Origin of the sequence: Wolbachia endosymbiont of Folsomia candida, assembly GCF_001931755.2 — a bacterium.
Classification (GTDB): Bacteria; Pseudomonadota; Alphaproteobacteria; order Rickettsiales; family Anaplasmataceae; genus Wolbachia.
Genome location: NZ_CP015510.2, coordinates 1,782,646 through 1,801,626 on the forward strand (window position 1 = coordinate 1,782,646; position 18,981 = coordinate 1,801,626).

Consider the following 18,981-nt stretch of genomic DNA (forward strand, 5'->3'; position numbering starts at 1 on the left):
GCTCCCCTCCCATAGAGTTAAAAGACTGAACAGTATCTTTGGAATTATATCCCGTATTACAAGGTTAGTCTAAACTCTCAGTTTATTTATAGTCTTGGAGGTAATTTTATGCAAGTAAATGCTATTTTGGGTGTGGATATTTCAAAAAAGAAATTTGATGTTTGTTTGCTGATGGACAATAAAAAACGACACAAAGTCTTTCAAAATAATCAGGATGGCTTTGCAAAGCTTGTGGTTTGGTGCAATGGCCATGGAGCAAATCTTATTCATCTGTGTCTTGAGGCAACTAGCTGGTATGGGGAAGATTTGGCTACTTTTATGCACGATTTAGGGCATAATGTTAGTATAGTAAACCCGGCTCAAATCAAGGCTTTTGGCAAAAGTGAGCTGCTCAGAAATAAAACAGATAAATCAGATGCAGCTATGATAGCTAGATTTTGTATTGCGAATAAACCTGCTCTTTGGAAACCAATTGCACCTGAAATGAGGCATTTAAGAGATCTTTACCGTTGTATGCAATCGCTAAAAAATGATAAATTGCAACAGATGAACCGCTTGGAAAATGAAAATATGCATTCCAGCTGCAAAGAAGCTATATCTAAGGTAATTTTGGCAATAGAGGAGCAAATTATTGTTCTCGAAACAGAAATTAATGAGCATATAAATCACTACCACATCTAAAAAATATGGTAGAAAACCTCAAGACTATAAAAGGTATAGGACATCTTACTGCTGTTGCTGTTATTGCAGAAATGCCAGCGGTTGATAATTTTGACAATGCTAAGCAATTTACAGCTTTTGCTGGTCTAAATCCAGGACATTATGAATCTGGATCGTCTGTAAGTAAGAGAAGTTGCATATGTAAAATAGGATCTGAGCGCGTCCGAAAAGCCCTTTATATGCCAGCTATAGTAGTCAAAAACCATAATAATCATTTTCAAAAATTTTGTCAGCGTCTAGCAAGTAAAGGTAAATGCCCAAAAGTCATAGTCCTTGCGTTAATGAGAAAATTAATGCATGTCTTTTTTGGTATTCTTAAAAACAATCAACCATTTAATTGTAATTTAGTTGGATAATTTGTTTGACATCAAAGACAGTATCTGGGATCTATCTTTTTTTCCTGGATCTGAGTAGTCAGCTACTCAGATGACATGGTTTCGAAAGAATTCTATTCTATTATACTCTTCTAATACTGATAGTATCGAACTCCTTAGAGGGGTTGTTTTCTTTTGGAATCATATTAAATGTTACCTCTTTTCCATCCAAAGATAAAGCTCCTCCATCCAATGTATAGTTGTTGAGATCACAATGATTCAACTCTTTATCACACATAATTTCTTCCATTTCCGGAGAGTCTGGTAGAAACATTATAATATGCGTTTCTCCGCCACTGGACATTTCAGACCAATTTCCAAACGACAAGTCTTTTAATCCACATGTATCATACTTCATTGAATATGTAGTAGTGTGTTCACTTCCATTATTATCTACACTATATTGAGATATAGTGTAATAATCACCGTCATTAAAAAAGTCTTGACCGTGGCTATTAAAAAAATCTATAAAATCTGTCATAATACTTACTCCTTTTATTACTAAACTATTAATATAATAGACAATATTTCTATATAAGTCAATAAAATATTAATTTATTAGCATATCTAGTCATTAAGCCCCTTTTTCAACTCCTGAAAAAGAATGCTGCTCAATTTGAACGTTATTGTTTTCTTCTTTCTGTAATTTGCTATCTGTACACCACAGAGCAACATTTACTGCCATGACAGCACAACCTACAATAAAAAAAGATGTAGAAACGAAAGAGATAATGGAAACATCATACGAAGCTGTACTCAAGATTAAAGGTATAGCACCTCCTACCAAAAATGAAACACTGGATGCTATGTCCAAACAAATCCTTGTTAACTTTTTCTTTTGCTTTGAAGTATTAGACTTCTTTCGACATTCTACTTCTGTGGGAAATTGCGTTGTCGCTTCGGTGCTCAAATCCTCATGTATGTTCAATACAGTGCGGTTTTCCTCTTGTGCTCCTAGCACTTGTCTCTCACAAGTGAGATTCGAAAGAAGTCTATTTTCTATTCCAATTTGCTTATTAGCATCATGCTTTTGAAAATGATCAATTAGTGACCATACATTTAAAGCAAGTGAAATTGCACTTATTGTAACACCAGCAATAGCAAGGTATACGCTGATGCTAGAAATACCAAAAACTGATGTTGCTATATACCCAGCAAGAAGAATAATAGATGATGCAGTAACTAAATGTTTTAAATAAGTTCGCATTTTCTTTCTATATGCTAACCAATCTTTTTTATTACGCATAACACAGTACTTTCTTAGTGAATCATATAGTTTATTTTTTTAATACTCACAGTGATTGGTTCTTTTCCACTTGTGCTTGATGTTACATGAAATGTCACTTTACCTTCACTATCATAAGACCAGCCTTTGCTTTCATCTATGGTATGTACTACACACCAAGCGCTACACCAGGGACTTATTGGTACGTTAGTGTGACCACATTTTAATACCTTAAGAGATTCCACATTAAAAGAGATTGTCTCTGTGCGTATTGCGTCATCTGAAAGTACGTCATAGTGTTTATATGAAATTGAACTTTCGTCTTTTCCAACAGCGACCATACATTCATCTCCCATGCACATTACGTAGTTGGCATTTTCCTCGAAAAAATTATTATCATGAAAAAAATTTAATAAATCTTCCATATCGAATTATATTACAATGTTAATTATCTATTATAACGTTTATTTATAAAAGAGTCGATTTTTTATTGATAATATTAAAGAAAGAAATAAATATGCAATAGACTTCTTTCGAAACTCTACTTCTGTGGGAAATTGCGTTGTCGCTTCGGTGCTCAAATCCTCATGTATGTTCAATACACTGCGGTTTTCTGCTCCGCGTGCTCCTAGCACTTGCCTCACACAAGCGAGTTTCGAAAGAAGTCTAATCTAAGAGTGCCCGAGAGAAGACTTGAACTTCCACAACTTAAAAGTTACTAGCACCTGAAGCTAGCGCGTCTACCAATTCCGCCACCCGGGCTTTTTATAGTTTACTGTGTTAAAATTAAATAATATACTTAAACGATGTTTAGTTAAAAAATAATGTTAGAAAATATAAACCTAGATCAAATATTTTTTGCTCAAAACAATGTTAATATTAATAATGTGTACAAGATAGTCAATAGTGCTTTGAGCAACAGTGATGGTGGTGAGCTATTTTTAGAGTTTTGCCAATCAGAGTCTCTGCTTTTTGATGATAATATATTAAAGCATGTGGATTTAAACACTAGAAGGGGGTTTGGTTTAAGGTCTTTTTGTGGTGATAGTACATCTTTCGTTTGTTCTTCTGAGATTAGTGAAAAAGAAATCAGCAATGCAGCATCTATAGTAAAGCACTCAACTGATTTGAGTAAAACAAATTCAATAAACTTAAATGAAGAAAGAAAAAATTTATATTCAAAAGTTAATCCAATCAATGAAATAGATTTAAATTCAAAAATTAAACTACTGAGTGAAGTTAATGAATATATAAGATCTAAAAATAGTTCTGTAAAGCAAGTAAAAATAACTCTTAGTGGTGAATGGCAAGTTGTGCAAATAATAAAAGAAGGTGAACACAGATTAAGCGACATAAGACCTCTAGTCCGTTTTAATGTGCTGGTTATTTTAGAGAAAAATGGTCAAATTGAAAGGGGTTCTGCAGGGCATGGAGGAAGAGACTCTTATAGTGAATTTGTTTCCGAGAAGAAGTGGAAAGACGTCGCAAATCAAGCATTAAAGCAAGCATCGATAAATCTTGAGGCAATCCCAACTCCAGCTGGGGAAATGACAGTTGTTTTAGGTTCTGGATGGCCTGGAGTATTGTTACACGAAGCTGTAGGTCATGGGCTCGAGGGTGATTTTAATCGCAAAGAAGTTTCAGCATTTTCAAATTCTTTGGGTAAGCAAGTAGCAGCTAGTGGTATCACAGTAGTTGATGATGGAACCCTGCCTAATTTACGTGGTTCTATTAGCATAGATGATGAAGGTACTCCATCTGGCTACAATGTATTGATAGAAGACGGGATTCTTAAGGGCTATATGCAGGATCACATGAACGCTAAACTCATGGGTGTTAATCCAACTGGTAACGGCAGAAGAGAAAGTTACAAAGAAGTGATTATGCCACGTATGACAAACACTTATATGTTACCTGGAAAGAATACGCCAGAAGAAATTATATCTAGTGTAAAAAAAGGACTATATGCAGTAAATTTTGGTGGTGGACAAGTTGATATCACATCTGGAAAATTTGTTTTTTCCTCCTCAGAAGCCTATTTAATAGAAAATGGCAAAATCACACAACCTGTTAAGGGAGCAACACTAATTGGTGATGGTCCAACAGTGCTGAAAAAAGTATCTATGATTGGCAATGATCTTAAGTTAGACCCTGGAGTTGGTACATGTTCAAAAGATGGACAAAGCATACCAGTTGGAGTTGGTCAGCCAACGCTTAAAGTTGATTCAATAACTGTTGGTGGAACCGAGGTGTAAATAATAGACTTCTTTCGAAACTCACAGAGTTCTTGCATAATACAAGAACTCTTAAGTTATAGTTAAAAATACATTGGATCTTGATGACTTCCACATGTTGCCTGGTCTGCCATAACATTCAATGACGCTGCACTTTCATGAAAGCTTTGTGCACCAGCCTTTAAAATATCAGACTTTGTTTCTGCAAGGTCGCACTTAAATTTTTCCACATTATCATTCAAAGATTGAAGTTGTTTATCAACATTAAGTTTAGCTTGGTTAAAATAGTTCTCTACTCTTTGAGTATGATTATCTAAAACACTAAGCGCTTTTATACGTACAGACTGTAAAATGCTATTTACTTCCTTTTCCATTCTGGCTTCAGTAATAAACTCACTTATTTTATTTTCTATCTCAGGCTTGATTAGGTTTTCAATTTTTGTTGCGCAAAACTCTTTTACTGATTTCTCTACCTGAAGGTTTACTCCTGGCTTCAGCAAAATTGCAACTTCCGGCCCTACATTTTTGACTGCTTTTTCAGCTGTCTCTCTAGCAATTTTTGCTGTATTTTCTACTGTCTTACTAACAGAATTTAATATGGTTTTTTCTATCTCATGGGCTTTTTTATTAGCTTCTTCTCTACCAGCTTCTCTAGCTAATGCCCTTAACTCGTCGCCCATTTTTCTAGCTTCTTCTCTACCAACTTCTCTGGCTGATGCCTTTAACGCGTCACCCATTTTGTCCATAACTGTTTCTGCAGCCTCTTGTGCTGCTTTACTTATGCCAAAGAAATTGTCGATCAGCCCACCTCCTCGTGCATAAGAGGATTCTTGAGGATAATATTTGGCTGGCTTATGTGGATTACTGCTATAATGTTTTATCATGATAATTACTCCTTAATAAAGTTAATATATTAACATTTTAGTGTTAATATTATATTAATAAAGATATAGAATTGATTTCCGTAATAATAGGATCATGAAGTTGATCAGCCTGGTGAGTGCAAGAAGGTAAACTACACTTGTCCAAAAATGAGCGATGCGTTGGTACCACCAAAACCAAATGAGTTAGAAAGTGCATATTGAATTTTATGCTCCTGAGCTTTAAATGGTACAAAATTTAAATCACACCCTTCTGATGGGTTATGTAAGTTTAAAGTCGGCGGAATAACACCACTATTTAATGCAAGAATACTGAATATTGCCTCAACGCTTCCTGCAGCACCAAGCAAGTGCCCTATAGAGGATTTAGTTGAAGAAACTGGTATTTTATAAGCGTAATCACCAAATAGTTGCTTCATTGCTATTACTTCGATTTTATCTCCAAGTGGTGTTGAAGTACCATGTGCATTTATATACCCTATTTTGTTAGAGTCGATTTGTGCGCTTTGAAGAGCAAGCTCCATTGCTTTAAATGCACCTCTTCCTTCCGGGTGTGGTGCAGTTATGTGATGTGCATCTCCTGTGAGTCCATATCCATTCAGCTCAGCATATATTTTTGCTCCCCTCTTTTTTGCATGCTCATATTCTTCCAGCACCAAAACACCTGCGCCTTCACCCATGACAAATCCATCACGTTCTTCGTCCCATGGTCTTGAAGCTTCTTCTGGATTATCGTTAAATTTAGTTGATAATGCCTTCATCGATGCAAAACCTGCAATTCCAACTCTACACAGTGCACTTTCTGCTCCCCCTGCAATCATTATATCTGCTTCATCAAGTTTTATAGCTCTTGCTGAATTTATAATTGCGTGCGCACCTGTTGCACATGCTGTGACTGCAGAATCATTTGGACCTGTAAATTCATACTTAATAGAAACATGTCCTGATATTAAGTTTATTAAACTTGCAGGAACAAAAAATGGACTTACGCGTCTTGGACCCTTTTCCTGCATAGTGATAACGTTTTCCTGAATTGAGGGAAGCCCACCTATACCAGAGCCAATAGTTACACCAACACGCTCTCGATTGATATTTTGGTCTTCCAAAATTAATGAATCATCTACTGCTTGAATAGCTGCTGCAATACCGTAGTGAATAAAACGATCCGTCCTTTTTAGATCTTTTTCAGAAATATAATCTATGGGATTAAAATAGTGCTGAGTACCATCTGATTGTACTGGCACTTGCCCTGCAACCTTGCAAGCAAGATCAGAAGAATCAAATCTATCTGTATTTATTGGTTTTATACCAGACTTACCAGCTATTAGCTTGGTCCAAGTATTTTTAACGTCCGCTGCTAGCGGAGTGATCAAGCCAATACCAGTAACTACTACTCTTCTGCTCATTTAACACTAACTATTAGCCTTTTTTATTAATAATGTACTCAACTATTTGTTCCATGGTTTCCATTTTCTGCGCATCTTCATCTGAAATCTCTATTCCAAATTCTTCTTCCACTGCCATGATTATTTCAACTGCGTCCAAACTATCTGTGCCATGATCTGATAATTTCGAAGAGCTACCGAATTTTTCTACATCCTTACTAATGTGCTCCAACATAATCCTTTTTACTTTTGTTTCTATATCTTCTCTAGTGATTTTTGCTACTCCGCTGTTCATTTTTTACCAAAAAATAACCTATTATTTGATGTTATAAAAAATTTTTATGTTTGCAATATAATTAATATTAATAAACTTGAAAGATGCTAAATGAAACGATAAAAAATTTGCTTGTTGCAGAAATAAATAAGCACTTACCAGAAAACAAGGAGGATAAGCTTATATCAGCTATGCGTTACATGTTACTTGCACCAGCAAAGTATATACGTCCATTTTTGGTTATAGCTTCATCTGAAATATTTAATGTGCAAGCTGAAAAAGTAATACCAGTTGCTGCAGCAATTGAATTTATCCACACTTACTCCCTTATACATGATGATTTACCGTGTATGGACAATAGTGACACTCGTCGCGGCCAGCTAAGCTGCCACAAAAAATTCGATGAAGCAACAGCAATTCTTGCTGGAGATGCACTGCTAACTCTGGCTTTTGAAGTGTTATCTTCGCTAAATGAAGACAGCACCAAATGCTGCGCAATTATAAAAGTGCTCTCTCAGGCAATAGGCACTAATGGAATGGTAGGAGGGCAGATTTTAGACATTAATAACCAGCACATAGACTTTGACAAGATAAAAAAAATCCATTTGATGAAAACCGCAAAACTATTTGCAGCTTCATGCGAAATAGGTGCTATAATGGGTGATGCTACGAACGAACACCGAAAAGCATTGTATAATTACGGAGTAAACCTAGGGCTTATTTTTCAAGCTAAGGATGACATCGAAGATTATAAACAAGATAAAGCAAATAATCTGGCTGGTCAAAGTGGAGTAGAGGATTATATAGATAACTTATTTGCACAGGCTTTGAATAACTTGAGTATGCTTTCGGGAAATACTGATTACTTATATACTTTATTAAATCAAATAAAAAAAGATGATTAGGAAAATTACATTACAGTTGCTTATCTACATGGTAATAATTCTTACTTTAACCTCTGCTTTTGTTTTCACCATTGTTTATATAAATAAAGATAAGCCAGAAAAAAAGGATAAGCTTTATGAAATAAATGCCACACATGATGGTATAATACAAACAATAGCATACTATCTAGTGAAACCCATGCTTGAATCAGCTCTTGATAGATACATCCACAAGCATGGGCTGACAGAATACTTGCAAGCCATAATACAACAAAAAGAAGAAAGTGCAATAAATTTTTATGAGATTAGCGAAGGTAATGGTAGCAAAGCTTTCTGCGGCCAGGAAGTGCTGTTACAAATGTATAAAATACAGAATAATAATCTAGCAACAACGCTTCCACTCCTTAATCAAGTTTCTGATGTTACTTTGGAAATAGGTCAAGACAAACTAAAAGAGATGAGTTTAGGGGTAATTGGGATGAAAGAAGGAGGAGAGCGTGTAGTTACAATCAACAATCCTGGTAGTAACAACAAAACAAATTTCAATTCTTATTATGTCAAACTTATCGAAGTAAAGGATCAATATCCAGACTCAGCAAATGATCTTATGATTTTTAATGACTTAGTTAATAAGTCGGGAAAGCAAGTAACATGTGGTGATGAAATATCGGTTAAATATAGTGTGAGTGAGAGTAACGGAAAATATATAATCAAAAACCAAACAGCGCAATTTAAAGTAGGTAATAAAAAAGTACCTCTTGCTATAGAGCTTGGGGTTATAGGAATGAAAACTGGTAATAACAGAACTATTATTTCTCCACCTGATCTTTTAAATATTACTGATGATATGTCAATAAAAGACATAGATTTTAATGAGAAGGATATTTCAATCATTACTTTAACCTTAGACATTGAAGAACAGCTTCCATAATGCCTAATTAAATATATTAACAAGTAAATAAAACTTAATATAATTTTATTATACTTATAAATGTATTATATAAAACAAAAGTATGAGTGATTTCATAACTGCAAGGAGGAAAAATGATGCTGTGATTTCCATCTGCCAGGATAATGATAAAAAAACTGTGTTAATTTTAGGGTTAAACCAGGCTGCAAGTGATTTGTTAAAATACAAGAGCGAGAATTTACTTAATAAACCATTAATTGATATCTTAAGTACAAGAGCAGCTGATAATATCAAAAATTATTTGGATTATACAGAAAATGGCCATGATTTACTTGATATATTACCCAAAGTGATAGATTTTTCTCTAATTGATGCAAAAGGAGAAAACGTAAAGACAAAAGTAAAAGTTTTCCGCACTACACAATTTACTAATAATAAGATAAATTATGAACTATTGATACGTGATATCAGCTTTTCCCACAAATTAGGAATATTTAGAGATAAATATCTAATGAGTAAAAAATATAAAAACCACGACTCGTTCAATATACCAGACAACGAATCCTCCGTTCTAGAGCTATATGTTATATTAAACTTCGCTTTTCAATATCAAATTAATGCAGCTATAGGCGTGATTGGCTTAAATAGTAACGATGATACACACGATGCACTGAAAATTGTTATAGAGCATTTTCATAAAAATTGCCGTAGTGATGACTTTCTAGGATATATTAATGAGAATAAAATGCTTTTCATTTTAGTTAACTGCAATGCGAATGATACACGTAAAATAATTAACCGTATACATTCTGCTATCAATAAGCGCCTCTCAGAGAAAAAATTATCAGATATATCAATAATTTATGGCAATATAGTTCAAAAGGGCACTTCCACAATATATAACTAAAATAGGTAAGGCTTATCGAATAGAATCAGTAATATTTAAACAATTTTTGAAAACAAGCAGTTGTCTATCCGAGTAGCCCCTTTCTTGCCATCCAAGTGTCAAGCACACAACTGTACGAACATCTCGCAAAGCGATAGGACTGGTATTAAGTATCAACCAAGGGTGTCATCCGGCTTTGTTGCATAGCTCAAAAATACTACACGCCTTTGTCATTCTAGCGCGTGACGCTAGAATCTGTTTGTACATTTTCAATGCCAACAACGTGTTATATGCAACCTTTGCTTGCTGGATCCAAGTGTCAATGCACTTGGATGACGAAAAAAGGGGAAGTTTTATTAATAACTTCAAATCTTTCTGTAGCTATGAAACAAAGCCGAATGACATCAACGGTTATATGCATTAAACTAGAAGTTCGTACAGCAGTGGATTAAGTCATATGGTAGCAAAATACAACCTTTAATACGCCTATGCAATAGGCAATTCAACGGAGCCTACTAGAGTTTGTTAAAAATGTATACTTTTTAAAGAATAGCGTTAAAAAACATGTTGACATGCGTATTTTATTAACATACATTCGACTTTTATTAACCTTATATTAAAAGAGAGTTTATTATGGGACAACCTAACGAAAATAATAAGAACGAACAAGTTAAAACAAGTACAAGACCAAGCATAAGAATAAGAAAATGGAAAAACACTGCACCTATAATAGAGATGAGTGTATCAGTTGTCTCTTCTCTTGCATGTGCAATAGCGGCAGCAATGGCAATATCGATTGCTACTGGAGCGATTGGGGTTGCAGCGTTACCTGCATTTTTAGGATTTATTGGATTTTTTGCCAATGCTCCTGCGATTATATCTTTAGTTTTAGTAGTGGCATTTTCTGTAGCACATGCTGTTTCTGTATATCAGCAAATGTATAAGAATGAGGAACTAGCGGTGGGAATAGAAGGAGCTAAAACATTAGCTGAAGGAGCCGAAGGTCACTCTAGAAAAGCTGGAGAATATGCTCAAGCGGCTGAGAAATCTAAGGGAGAAGCTGAAGCTCAGAATCAAGCATCTAAGACAATAGCTGAAAATGTAGCTAAGGCAGCAATTAGAGCCGAGGGCACCAGATTACTTGGAGATCAAGCTAAGGTAATGGCTAAGGACGTAGCTACACAAGAAGCTAAGGCAGTAGTTGGAGACATGGCTCAAACAGCCGTTAAGGATGCTGTAAATGGTGTAGCTTTTGCTACTACAGATCAGCTGAATAATGCAACTAAAGAACTAGTTAAGGCAAATGAACTGGAGGGGAAAATTAAGAACTCACCTACTGTTACAGTTCTTGAAAAGCGCGTGGGTGCTAACGAAGTTAAATTAAATGGTGATGGTACGAAGAACAATATGGGATTAGTTGCACAAGTTACTGCTGTTGAAGGTCGCGTGACAATCAACGAGACTAGTCACACAGCTCTTAAGAAGACTGTTATGGGTGATGGGAGCACTGATACTGGAATATCTGGAAAAGTTACTGATCTTGGCAATCGCGTGAAGACTGCCGAAGAGACATTAGCAGGTCCTAAAAATGGTAAATCATTGACTCAGCAAGTTACTGATAATGAGCAGGCTATCACAGATCTTGAAGGTGTTGTGGGTAAGACTACTACTGATGGATTAAGGAAGGAAGTTGCTGGACTTACAGTTCGTGTTGGTGCTAACGAAGCTAAAATTGCTGAAAAAGCTGACTCAGCTGACAACATTAATGAAGCTAACTTTGAAACAAAAGCTAAAGGACTCTTCCCTTCATTCTTGGACGATACCGATGTTTCTAGTGCATTTGTAGGAAAATTTAATGGCCTATCAGTAAAATCATCGTAAATAGCAACAAAAGGTAGAGCCATCTCTACCTTTTCTTCTACCATTTAAACCGCAGTTCTTGCTTAGTTGGCTAGAGGCTGCGGTTTTAGACTCCAAGCTAAAAATCAATCAAGTTCTCACAGGTTTGTTCTTCATAAAAGAAATTCAACGTTATCGTAGTGCCAAGTTTTGCTTCACTTTTTATATCGAAAGTTCCGCCCATTAATTCCACTAACTTCTTACTGAGTGGTAATCCGATGCCTGTTCCTTCGTTTCTATACCCTGAATCCGCTTGACCAAAAACAGACATAACTTTATATATATCCTGCTGCATTATCCCTATTCCATTGTCATGAAACTCAATAGTTAATAAATTTTTCTCTGTATACTCATTAATCACCATTCTGATCAAACCATTTTTTGGAGTGAATTTAATTGAGTTTGATAATAAGTTTATCATCACTTGCTTCATTCTCTTTGGGTCTGCAATAACTAATAGTTGTTTATTAGGTATCTCTTTTTTTAAATTGATCCCGGTTTCTTTTAACTTGGGCAGTAACATATCCAAACATGAGTCTATTATTTTATTCAGGTTAAATTTTACTTTTTCCACCGTTAAACTACTTGACTCTGCTTTTGAAAAATCCAGCACATCATTAATCAAGCTAAGTAAGTGCGCTCCTGCATTATATATATCGTCTGCATACTCTTTATATTGTGAATTATCCATCGAATCTAAGGTGTCATTCTTAATCAGTTCTGCAAACCCAATAATAGCATTGAGGGGTGTGCGTAACTCATGCGTAACGCTTGCAAAAAACTTTAGCTTATTTGCATTTTCTTGCTCCAATGTTTCTTTTATTTGCTGTAACTCGATATTAGTTTTATGTTGCTTAACTAGCATTTGAGTATTAGAGGCATTTAAATAATACATTATTAGCATTAGAATTACTAATAATATGCTTATGGAAGTTAAGAACAGACTATATACCATAACGTAAGAATGGTTATAGCTTCGAAAGACCTTCAAAAAAAACGATGGTTTTATCGTGTTCTCATATGAGATAGGAAAAATAGAAATAAGCCTATTGTCCATAGTATAGAATATCTCTTGACCATTTAATAATTTATCAATCTCATTATTTGTAAGTAATTGTTCATAATCATCATCCTGACTATTGAAGCTATTGAACATAATTCTATTATTTTGATCATACAATATTAGGCTCATATTGCTTATTTTGCCGGTCAACTGCAATAATTCAGCGCGGAATTTTACTAATTGGTTTATATAATCAAGATTTTTATATTCAACATGGTGTTTTTCCATGAGCAAATAGTGATATTTTTTGAATATGCTATTTTCAAGTGCAGTCTTTAAGTTTATATTTGAGGAACGGTAAGAAGAAAGCAAGTTGCTTTTTAGCGAATAGTTACAGTATATAACGCTAGATAAAAGTATCAAAATTGACAAAAGTAACAAGGCGATTCTTACGTGTCCGTCTTTTTTTATTACAGAAAATATCGATTTACTTGGCTTATACATATCCTTCTCATTGTAAAACAGCTGTTTTTATGTTATTAACAATAAAGTTTAATATATCATATTTTTATGACGATTTCTCCTAACTTACCAGTTTATTCTCCTATTAACATAGATTTTTCTTATGGCGAAGGTGTATATTTGTACGATGTTGATGGTAAGCGCTACATAGATTTTCATTCTGGAATAGCTGTTAATAGTTTAGGTCACGCTAATCCACAACTAATTAGCGCTCTTAAAACGCAGGGAGAAAAGTTGTGGCATATATCAAACACCTATAATATACCAACTGCTAATCACTTTGCAAAAAGGTTAATAACTAACAGTTTTGCTGACACAGTATTTTTTACAAACTCTGGATCAGAAGCTGTAGAGTCTGGGATAAAAATTGCTAGGGCCTATCAAAACGGAAAAGGGAACAAAAATCGTCACAGAATTTTGACATTTCATGGTGCATTTCATGGAAGAACTTTTTTAACTTGTGCGGCAAATGACAAACGAAATTTTTCCGAATTGCTTAACCCTTATATTGATTGGTGTGATAACGTTGAACCCAATATTGAAAGCGTGAAAAAAGCAATTTCAAATGGTATAGGTGTTATATTAATAGAGCCAATACAAGGGCAAGGTGGCGTTAAAGTAATGGACAAAACCTTTCTAAAGGGATTAAGGGAATTATGCGACGAAAATGACATATTGTTATTTTTCGATTGCGTACAATGTGGTGCTGGTAGAACAGGAAAATTATTTGCGTATGAGAATATAGGAGTGAAGCCTGACATGTGCGCTCTTGCGAAAGGAATCGGAGGTGGCTTTCCACTTGGGGTTTGCCTTGCAACTGAAAGAGCAGCTCAGTACATGGCGGTTGGCATGCACGGCTCTACTTTTGGTGGCAATCCGCTTGCAACATCAGTTGGCAATGCTGTCCTTGATGAATTGCTTAAGGCCGATTTTTTAGAAAACATTGAAGCTAGAGGTAAGTACTTAAAAAGCAAGTTAGAAGATCTAGCTAGAAAATTTTCAATAATAGAAGAAGTGAGAGGTATTGGGCTAATGCTTGGAATGAAAGTGAAAACAGATAACAAAAAATTTGCGGACGAGTTAAGTCACCGTGGATTGCTAACAGTTGGAGTAACGTCTGATAACGTTGTGAGAATTCTTCCACCACTCATTATCACTGAAAAAGAAATTGATGCAGGCGTTGAGATTTTGAGCAAATACTTATCTGAGAAATTTTCTGGCTAGATATAGCTGAAATAAGTAAGATTTACCGATTAATAATATCGTCATCCCTGTAAAGGTCAACTAATTCGATGACAAAAATGTTAAGATAAAAGAAACATTTTTGAGGGAGTTAGGTATGAGAAGAAACACAGAAGATAAAACTTTAGAGAGAAATTACCAAAGTAAATGGAGATTTTTGATCAAAGAATATGAGCAAACAAAGGCAAAAAAGCATCCATTTTATAGATTTGTAGGCGATTTTTATCACGCTAATGGAATCAACAGACAAACATTCTGTAAATATTATAATAGGTATAGAAATAGCGGATTAGAAAAAGAGTTTTTACCAAGAAAAAGAGGTCCAAGATGGGAAAGTAGAAGAACAGATATTGAAATAGAAAAAGCAGTTATAGAGGAGCGGAAAAAAGGGATAAATAAATATGAAATTTGTGCTATACTAGCAAAAAAGTTGGGCAACAAAACACCTTCTCCATCTGGTATATATAATATTATTAAGAGAGCCGGCATGAATAAGTTGAGCACAAAAGAAAAAGAGGTGAAGAGAAAGATAATCAGGGAAAAAGCTGGAGAATTGGCACATATAGACTGTCATTATCTGAGTAAAGATATGATAATAAATGAGAGCAAAAGATACTATTTAGTGTGTGTAATAGACGATGCAAGCCGTATAGCATGGGCAGAAGTTTTAGAAAATATTCAGAGTCTGAATGTAATGTTTGCAGTGCTCAGATGTTTTAATTATATAAAGCAAAGTTACAGTATTCAGTTCAAAGAAGTAATGACAGACAATGGACCAGAGTTTGCATCAAGAAGTAATTTGGATGGACATCCATTTGAAAGAATGTTAGTTGAAATTGGCTTAAAGCATTTATATACAAGGCCATATAGACCACAAACAAATGGCAAAGTAGAGCGCTTTTGGCGGACTTTAAATGATGATTTGATTGAGGGAACAACGTTTGAGACCGTTCAAGAATTTAAGGATGAATTGTTTAGATATTTAATTTATTACAATGAACACAGGCCGCATCAAGCTCTTGGAGGTATTACTCCTTTGAGCTTTTTGCAAAATTTGTCAATGAATTAGTTGACCTTTACAGGGATGACGATGTTATTAATCGGTACTGGGGTAGCTCTAACTATTCAACCGTAACGGATTTAGCTAAATTTCTTGGGTGATCAGCATCTAATCCTTTTTCAACTGCGGTGAAGTAAGCAAGAAGTTGCATAGCAACATTATAAATAATAGGAGAGATAAAACTGTCAACTTCAGGAAGTTGGACTACGTCTTCACAAATATCTTTTAGAAATGGCTCTCCCTGCTTATCGCTGAAAGCAATTACTTTGCCATTCCTTGTAACTATTTCTTGTATGTTAGACAGCGTTTTAAAAAATAAGTCATCGTAAGGAATAATTGCTATAACAAGTACAGTGGAGTCTATCAGAGCAATTGAACCATGCTTCATTTCTCCTGCTGCAATACCAATGGCATTAATATATGAAAGCTCCTTTATTTTTAGAGCGCCTTCCATCGCAACTCCATATGAACTTCCCCTGCCAATTAAAATAACGTTGTTATATTTCAAGATGTTACTTGCTACACATTGTATTTTCTGAATGTTTAAAACATATTCAACGTACTCAGGAATGGAATTGATAGCGTTACTTAATTGCTTTAAATTGTTTTCATTTAAGACACCTTTTATCTTTGCAAGCTCAACTGCAAAGCACATTAAAATAGCGAGCTGGCTTGAGAATGTTTTTGTTGAGGCAACACCAATTTCTGGTCCAGCCAGAGTATGTAATACAATATCTGATATTTTTTCTATACTACTACTGGGCGTGTTAGTTATACTGATAATAGTTTGCCCTTGTGATTTCGCGTAACGTAATGCCTCCATAGTATCTGCAGTTTCTCCAGATTGAGAAAGAAATAACCCAACACCTCCTTTCTCCAAGTGAGCATTACTGTACCTAAACTCCGATGAAATTTCTAAATGGACACGAATGCGAGCTATACTCTCCAGCCAATATTTAGCTATTAGTCCAGCAAAATAAGATGAACCGCATCCAATTATAGTAATATGAGAAAGTTCAGAAAATAATTCCTTGTTTTCAAATAGAACAGATTTATATTTTTTGTAAAATTGATTTATCGTGTTATTTAAAGCACATGGCTGATCGAAAATTTCTTTTAGCATAAAGCTAGAGTAACCATTTTTGCTGATTAAAAAATTGTTCAGACTATTACTCTCTATGCTACGTTCAACCTGTATACCATTATTGTATATTTCAACCTCACCAAATTTTATTACTGCAATATCACCATTTTCCAAATGCGATACTCTTTCCACAAATGAACTTAGGGTATTAGAGTCGGATGCAGCAAACACCGCACCACAGTTATAACCTATTGCTAAAGGTAAATTTCTTTTTGCAACAAATAAAGTGTCTGGATATTCTGCAAACAATAAAACTAAAGCAAATGAGCCGTGTAGATTATTCAAACACTTGAACAAAGCATCAATGGGAGACAATCCTTCACTCAGATATAAAGTCAATATGTTTGGTATAACTTCAGTATCAGTATCAGTATTAAAAAGGATTCCTCTCTCTTCTAGATCCTTTTTTAGTAAGTTATAATTTTCAATTATGCCATTGTGAGCAACAACAACCTTATTTGTATGAATTGGATGAGCGTTTTTAAGAGTTGGGACACCATGTGTAGCCCAGCGAGTATGGGCTATGCCAATTGTGCTGCTGGATATTTTGCTATCATTTATGATCCTGCAGAGCTTTTCAACTCTACCTTCTGATTTTTTAACTTCTATTTCACCTTCCTTATTTATGATGGCTATGCCTGCAGAATCATAACCTCTATACTCCAACTTCTGTAATCCAGTCAATAAAGTTTGTACTACTGAATCACCATTACTAACTACACCTAATATTCCACACACAAATAAAGCACCAAACAAGAATTTTTAAGTTATGAAGCCTTCTTTCCTTTATTGTCTTTTTCCTTTGCACCGCCTACTTGCTTACCTTTGTTTTTTTTATTATCCTTTTCTGTTTTATCTTTTTCAACAGGAGTGCTTGTTGGTTTTTGGGACTGGTTTGCATTTTTATTTAAGACTTCAGATATAGCAGATTTTAGAACTTTTATTTCAACTTTCGGTGATATCTCTATTACGAATTGTGCATTTATTTCATCAACCTTGATAACTTCACCTACTATACCACCAGAGGTAATGACCATATCACCACGTTTTATTTGATCTATAATTTTTTTGTGTTCTTTCAGCTTTTTATGCTGTGGTCGAATAATAAGAAAATAAAACACTGCAAATATTAAAACCAATGGAATAAAGCTAGCAAAAGATGCACCAACGCTCGATGCATTACTAGCCGCATCTGCTGCAAATACTTCAGAAATAAACATATTCAATCCTAATTGTTAACAATAAATTTAAGCAAATCTATTTAAGTATTAATTATAATACTATGCTATGTCAAGAGTAGAACTCTGATAAACTCGTAATATTAAAAATTATATACAATAATTAAGTATTTAAATTCAAAGAGTAAAACATGAGATACACTACACAAAGCTAATATTCTTACAATTTATTGATTTGATATAATATCCAATGGTAGTTTCTCCATTTTATATTGAGGATCAGATGCAACCCCGTATATTCTGCTTGGTGGGGCAATTTTATTCTCTATACCAAAAATTATGCCTTCAATTATTGCTTCAAGGACTTTTTCAAGATTACAATCTGCTCCAGGAACACGATGTTCTAAGCGACATTTCTCAAAATTGCCAGCAAAATCAGGTATTCTTATCGCAGCAGTTCTGTTATTTACGCCCCAGCTCACTGTAGTTGGAGTGTGAATATCTGGATATTGAAACCTTAAATAAGAATCATCGTTTGGAGCAAAAACTGACATATGTTTTTTCATCATTGCACATAATCCGCCAATACTATGAAGTAGGTAATCACTATATTTATGTTCATCGCTATAAAATAAATTATTGTTGTTTGAATCAACTAAGTTAACATGCACATTTAATGCGCTGCCTGCTCTATCCAAATAGGGTTTTGCTTTAAAAGAGATACTACCACCAAGTTTTTGTACTATCTCAGAAAGCAATCCTTTTACTAGCTCAAAATGCTTAGTTAAATTGTTGCGATTATTATAACAACCACTTTTCACCTCATATTGATGTATAGAACTTTCTCTCTCACAAGAAAATCCAAGTGAAACAATTTTATCTCCAATGCTATTTAGGAATAAATCTTCTTCTATTCCTTCAATATAAAATTCTAACTCAATGCCGAATATGACATGATAATTTAAATTACTTAATATAGTCATAAATTTACTTCAGTAATCCATACTAGATTAGTTATATTTATATTAATACTTTACTTATTTCCCAATAAATTTAACATCTTATTTAGGTGGAATATACAATTATTTTTAACAGCACGCTCTAACCCTAGACGACAAGCGAAGTTTACAATTTTTTCACCTTCTTGAAATAAAATGATC

19 protein-coding genes, 1 tRNA gene and 1 pseudogene are annotated in these 18,981 nt (G+C 34.5%); 9 read left to right on the forward strand and 12 right to left on the reverse strand.

Annotated features, from left to right (window positions below; genetic code table 11):
- Nucleotides 1-108: 108 nt before the first annotated feature.
- Nucleotides 109-1,076 (forward strand): annotated as a pseudogene (locus tag ASM33_RS08975) (IS110 family transposase).
- Nucleotides 1,077-1,176: 100 nt separating this feature from the next.
- On the opposite strand, the gene ASM33_RS08160 reads toward ASM33_RS08975, so the two are convergent.
- The 5 genes from ASM33_RS08160 to ASM33_RS08175 all read right to left on the reverse strand — a co-directional run bounded on the left by ASM33_RS08160 (nucleotide 1,177) and on the right by ASM33_RS08175 (nucleotide 3,081).
- Nucleotides 1,177-1,575 carry a hypothetical protein gene (locus tag ASM33_RS08160; RefSeq protein WP_110409609.1) on the reverse strand — a complete coding sequence of 133 codons (399 nt, stop codon included), beginning with the start codon at nucleotides 1,573-1,575 and terminating at the stop codon, nucleotides 1,177-1,179.
- 93 nt (nucleotides 1,576-1,668) lie between these two features.
- Nucleotides 1,669-2,340: a hypothetical protein gene (locus ASM33_RS08165; protein WP_110409608.1), complete on the reverse strand. Its 672-nt coding sequence runs from the start codon at nucleotides 2,338-2,340 to the stop codon at nucleotides 1,669-1,671.
- Nucleotides 2,341-2,354: 14 nt separating this feature from the next.
- On the reverse strand, nucleotides 2,355-2,744 hold the full coding sequence (locus ASM33_RS08170; RefSeq protein WP_157956403.1) for a hypothetical protein: 390 nt from the start codon (nucleotides 2,742-2,744) through the stop codon (nucleotides 2,355-2,357).
- Nucleotides 2,745-2,783: 39 nt separating this feature from the next.
- Nucleotides 2,784-2,954: a hypothetical protein gene (locus tag ASM33_RS08445; RefSeq protein WP_157956404.1), complete on the reverse strand. Its 171-nt coding sequence runs from the start codon at nucleotides 2,952-2,954 to the stop codon at nucleotides 2,784-2,786.
- 43 nt (nucleotides 2,955-2,997) lie between these two features.
- Nucleotides 2,998-3,081: transfer RNA gene (locus tag ASM33_RS08175), tRNA-Leu, on the reverse strand.
- A 62-nt stretch (nucleotides 3,082-3,143) separates the two neighbouring features.
- On the opposite strand from ASM33_RS08175, the gene tldD reads away from it, so the two are divergent.
- Nucleotides 3,144-4,574: a metalloprotease TldD gene (gene tldD, locus ASM33_RS08180; protein ID WP_110409606.1), complete on the forward strand. Its 1,431-nt coding sequence runs from the start codon at nucleotides 3,144-3,146 to the stop codon at nucleotides 4,572-4,574.
- Between the two features lie 62 nt (nucleotides 4,575-4,636).
- Here the strand turns inward: tldD and ASM33_RS08185 are convergent, their stop codons facing one another.
- The 3 genes from ASM33_RS08185 to acpP all read right to left on the reverse strand — a co-directional run bounded on the left by ASM33_RS08185 (nucleotide 4,637) and on the right by acpP (nucleotide 7,114).
- A complete protein-coding gene (locus ASM33_RS08185; protein WP_110409605.1) occupies nucleotides 4,637-5,437 on the reverse strand; it encodes a hypothetical protein in 801 nt (266 codons plus the stop codon).
- Between the two features lie 131 nt (nucleotides 5,438-5,568).
- Nucleotides 5,569-6,840 carry a beta-ketoacyl-ACP synthase II gene (fabF, locus tag ASM33_RS08190; protein WP_110409604.1) on the reverse strand — a complete coding sequence of 424 codons (1,272 nt, stop codon included), beginning with the start codon at nucleotides 6,838-6,840 and terminating at the stop codon, nucleotides 5,569-5,571.
- A gap of 13 nt (nucleotides 6,841-6,853) precedes the next feature.
- Nucleotides 6,854-7,114: an acyl carrier protein gene (acpP, locus tag ASM33_RS08195; RefSeq protein ID WP_110409603.1), complete on the reverse strand. Its 261-nt coding sequence runs from the start codon at nucleotides 7,112-7,114 to the stop codon at nucleotides 6,854-6,856.
- 83 nt (nucleotides 7,115-7,197) lie between these two features.
- Here acpP and ASM33_RS08200 point away from each other — a divergent pair, with 83 nt between their 5' ends.
- The 5 genes from ASM33_RS08200 (at nucleotide 7,198) to ASM33_RS08215 (ending at nucleotide 11,654) form a co-directional block, all read left to right on the forward strand.
- Nucleotides 7,198-7,998, forward strand: a complete 801-nt coding sequence (locus ASM33_RS08200) for a polyprenyl synthetase family protein (RefSeq protein ID WP_110409602.1) — start codon at nucleotides 7,198-7,200, stop codon at nucleotides 7,996-7,998.
- Nucleotides 7,991-8,908: an FKBP-type peptidyl-prolyl cis-trans isomerase gene (locus ASM33_RS08205; RefSeq protein ID WP_110409601.1), complete on the forward strand. Its 918-nt coding sequence runs from the start codon at nucleotides 7,991-7,993 to the stop codon at nucleotides 8,906-8,908. Before ASM33_RS08200 ends, ASM33_RS08205 begins: the two co-directional genes overlap by 8 nt.
- 82 nt (nucleotides 8,909-8,990) lie before the next feature.
- Complete coding sequence (locus ASM33_RS08210; protein WP_110409600.1) at nucleotides 8,991-9,794, forward strand: PAS domain-containing protein; 804 nt, start codon at nucleotides 8,991-8,993, stop codon at nucleotides 9,792-9,794.
- Between the two features lie 221 nt (nucleotides 9,795-10,015).
- A complete protein-coding gene (locus ASM33_RS08450) occupies nucleotides 10,016-10,225 on the forward strand; it encodes a hypothetical protein (protein ID WP_157956405.1) in 210 nt (69 codons plus the stop codon).
- 181 nt (nucleotides 10,226-10,406) lie between these two features.
- The gene (locus tag ASM33_RS08215) at nucleotides 10,407-11,654 is read left to right on the forward strand and encodes a hypothetical protein (RefSeq protein ID WP_110409599.1); all 1,248 of its coding nucleotides are present in this window, start codon (nucleotides 10,407-10,409) and stop codon (nucleotides 11,652-11,654) included.
- Nucleotides 11,655-11,751: 97 nt separating this feature from the next.
- Here ASM33_RS08215 and ASM33_RS08220 read toward each other — a convergent pair whose 3' ends face one another.
- Nucleotides 11,752-13,179, reverse strand: a complete 1,428-nt coding sequence (locus ASM33_RS08220; protein ID WP_110409598.1) for a sensor histidine kinase — start codon at nucleotides 13,177-13,179, stop codon at nucleotides 11,752-11,754.
- Between the two features lie 66 nt (nucleotides 13,180-13,245).
- On the opposite strand from ASM33_RS08220, the gene ASM33_RS08225 reads away from it, so the two are divergent.
- Together ASM33_RS08225 and ASM33_RS08230 are read left to right on the forward strand one after the other, a co-directional pair.
- Entirely contained in the window at nucleotides 13,246-14,421 is a 1,176-nt protein-coding gene (locus ASM33_RS08225) for an aspartate aminotransferase family protein (RefSeq protein ID WP_110409597.1), read from the forward strand.
- Nucleotides 14,422-14,521: 100 nt separating this feature from the next.
- Complete coding sequence (locus tag ASM33_RS08230; protein ID WP_157956349.1) at nucleotides 14,522-15,508, forward strand: integrase core domain-containing protein; 987 nt, start codon at nucleotides 14,522-14,524, stop codon at nucleotides 15,506-15,508.
- A gap of 52 nt (nucleotides 15,509-15,560) precedes the next feature.
- On the opposite strand, the gene glmS is transcribed toward ASM33_RS08230, so the two are convergent.
- The 3 genes from glmS to ASM33_RS08245 form a co-directional block, all read right to left on the reverse strand.
- Nucleotides 15,561-17,381, reverse strand: a complete 1,821-nt coding sequence (gene glmS / locus ASM33_RS08235; RefSeq protein ID WP_110409596.1) for a glutamine--fructose-6-phosphate transaminase (isomerizing) — start codon at nucleotides 17,379-17,381, stop codon at nucleotides 15,561-15,563.
- Nucleotides 17,382-17,410: 29 nt separating this feature from the next.
- The gene (gene yajC, locus ASM33_RS08240; RefSeq protein WP_110409595.1) at nucleotides 17,411-17,863 is read right to left on the reverse strand and encodes a preprotein translocase subunit YajC; all 453 of its coding nucleotides are present in this window, start codon (nucleotides 17,861-17,863) and stop codon (nucleotides 17,411-17,413) included.
- Between the two features lie 185 nt (nucleotides 17,864-18,048).
- Complete coding sequence (locus ASM33_RS08245) at nucleotides 18,049-18,804, reverse strand: type I glutamate--ammonia ligase (RefSeq protein ID WP_110409594.1); 756 nt, start codon at nucleotides 18,802-18,804, stop codon at nucleotides 18,049-18,051.
- Nucleotides 18,805-18,981 lie beyond the last annotated feature (177 nt).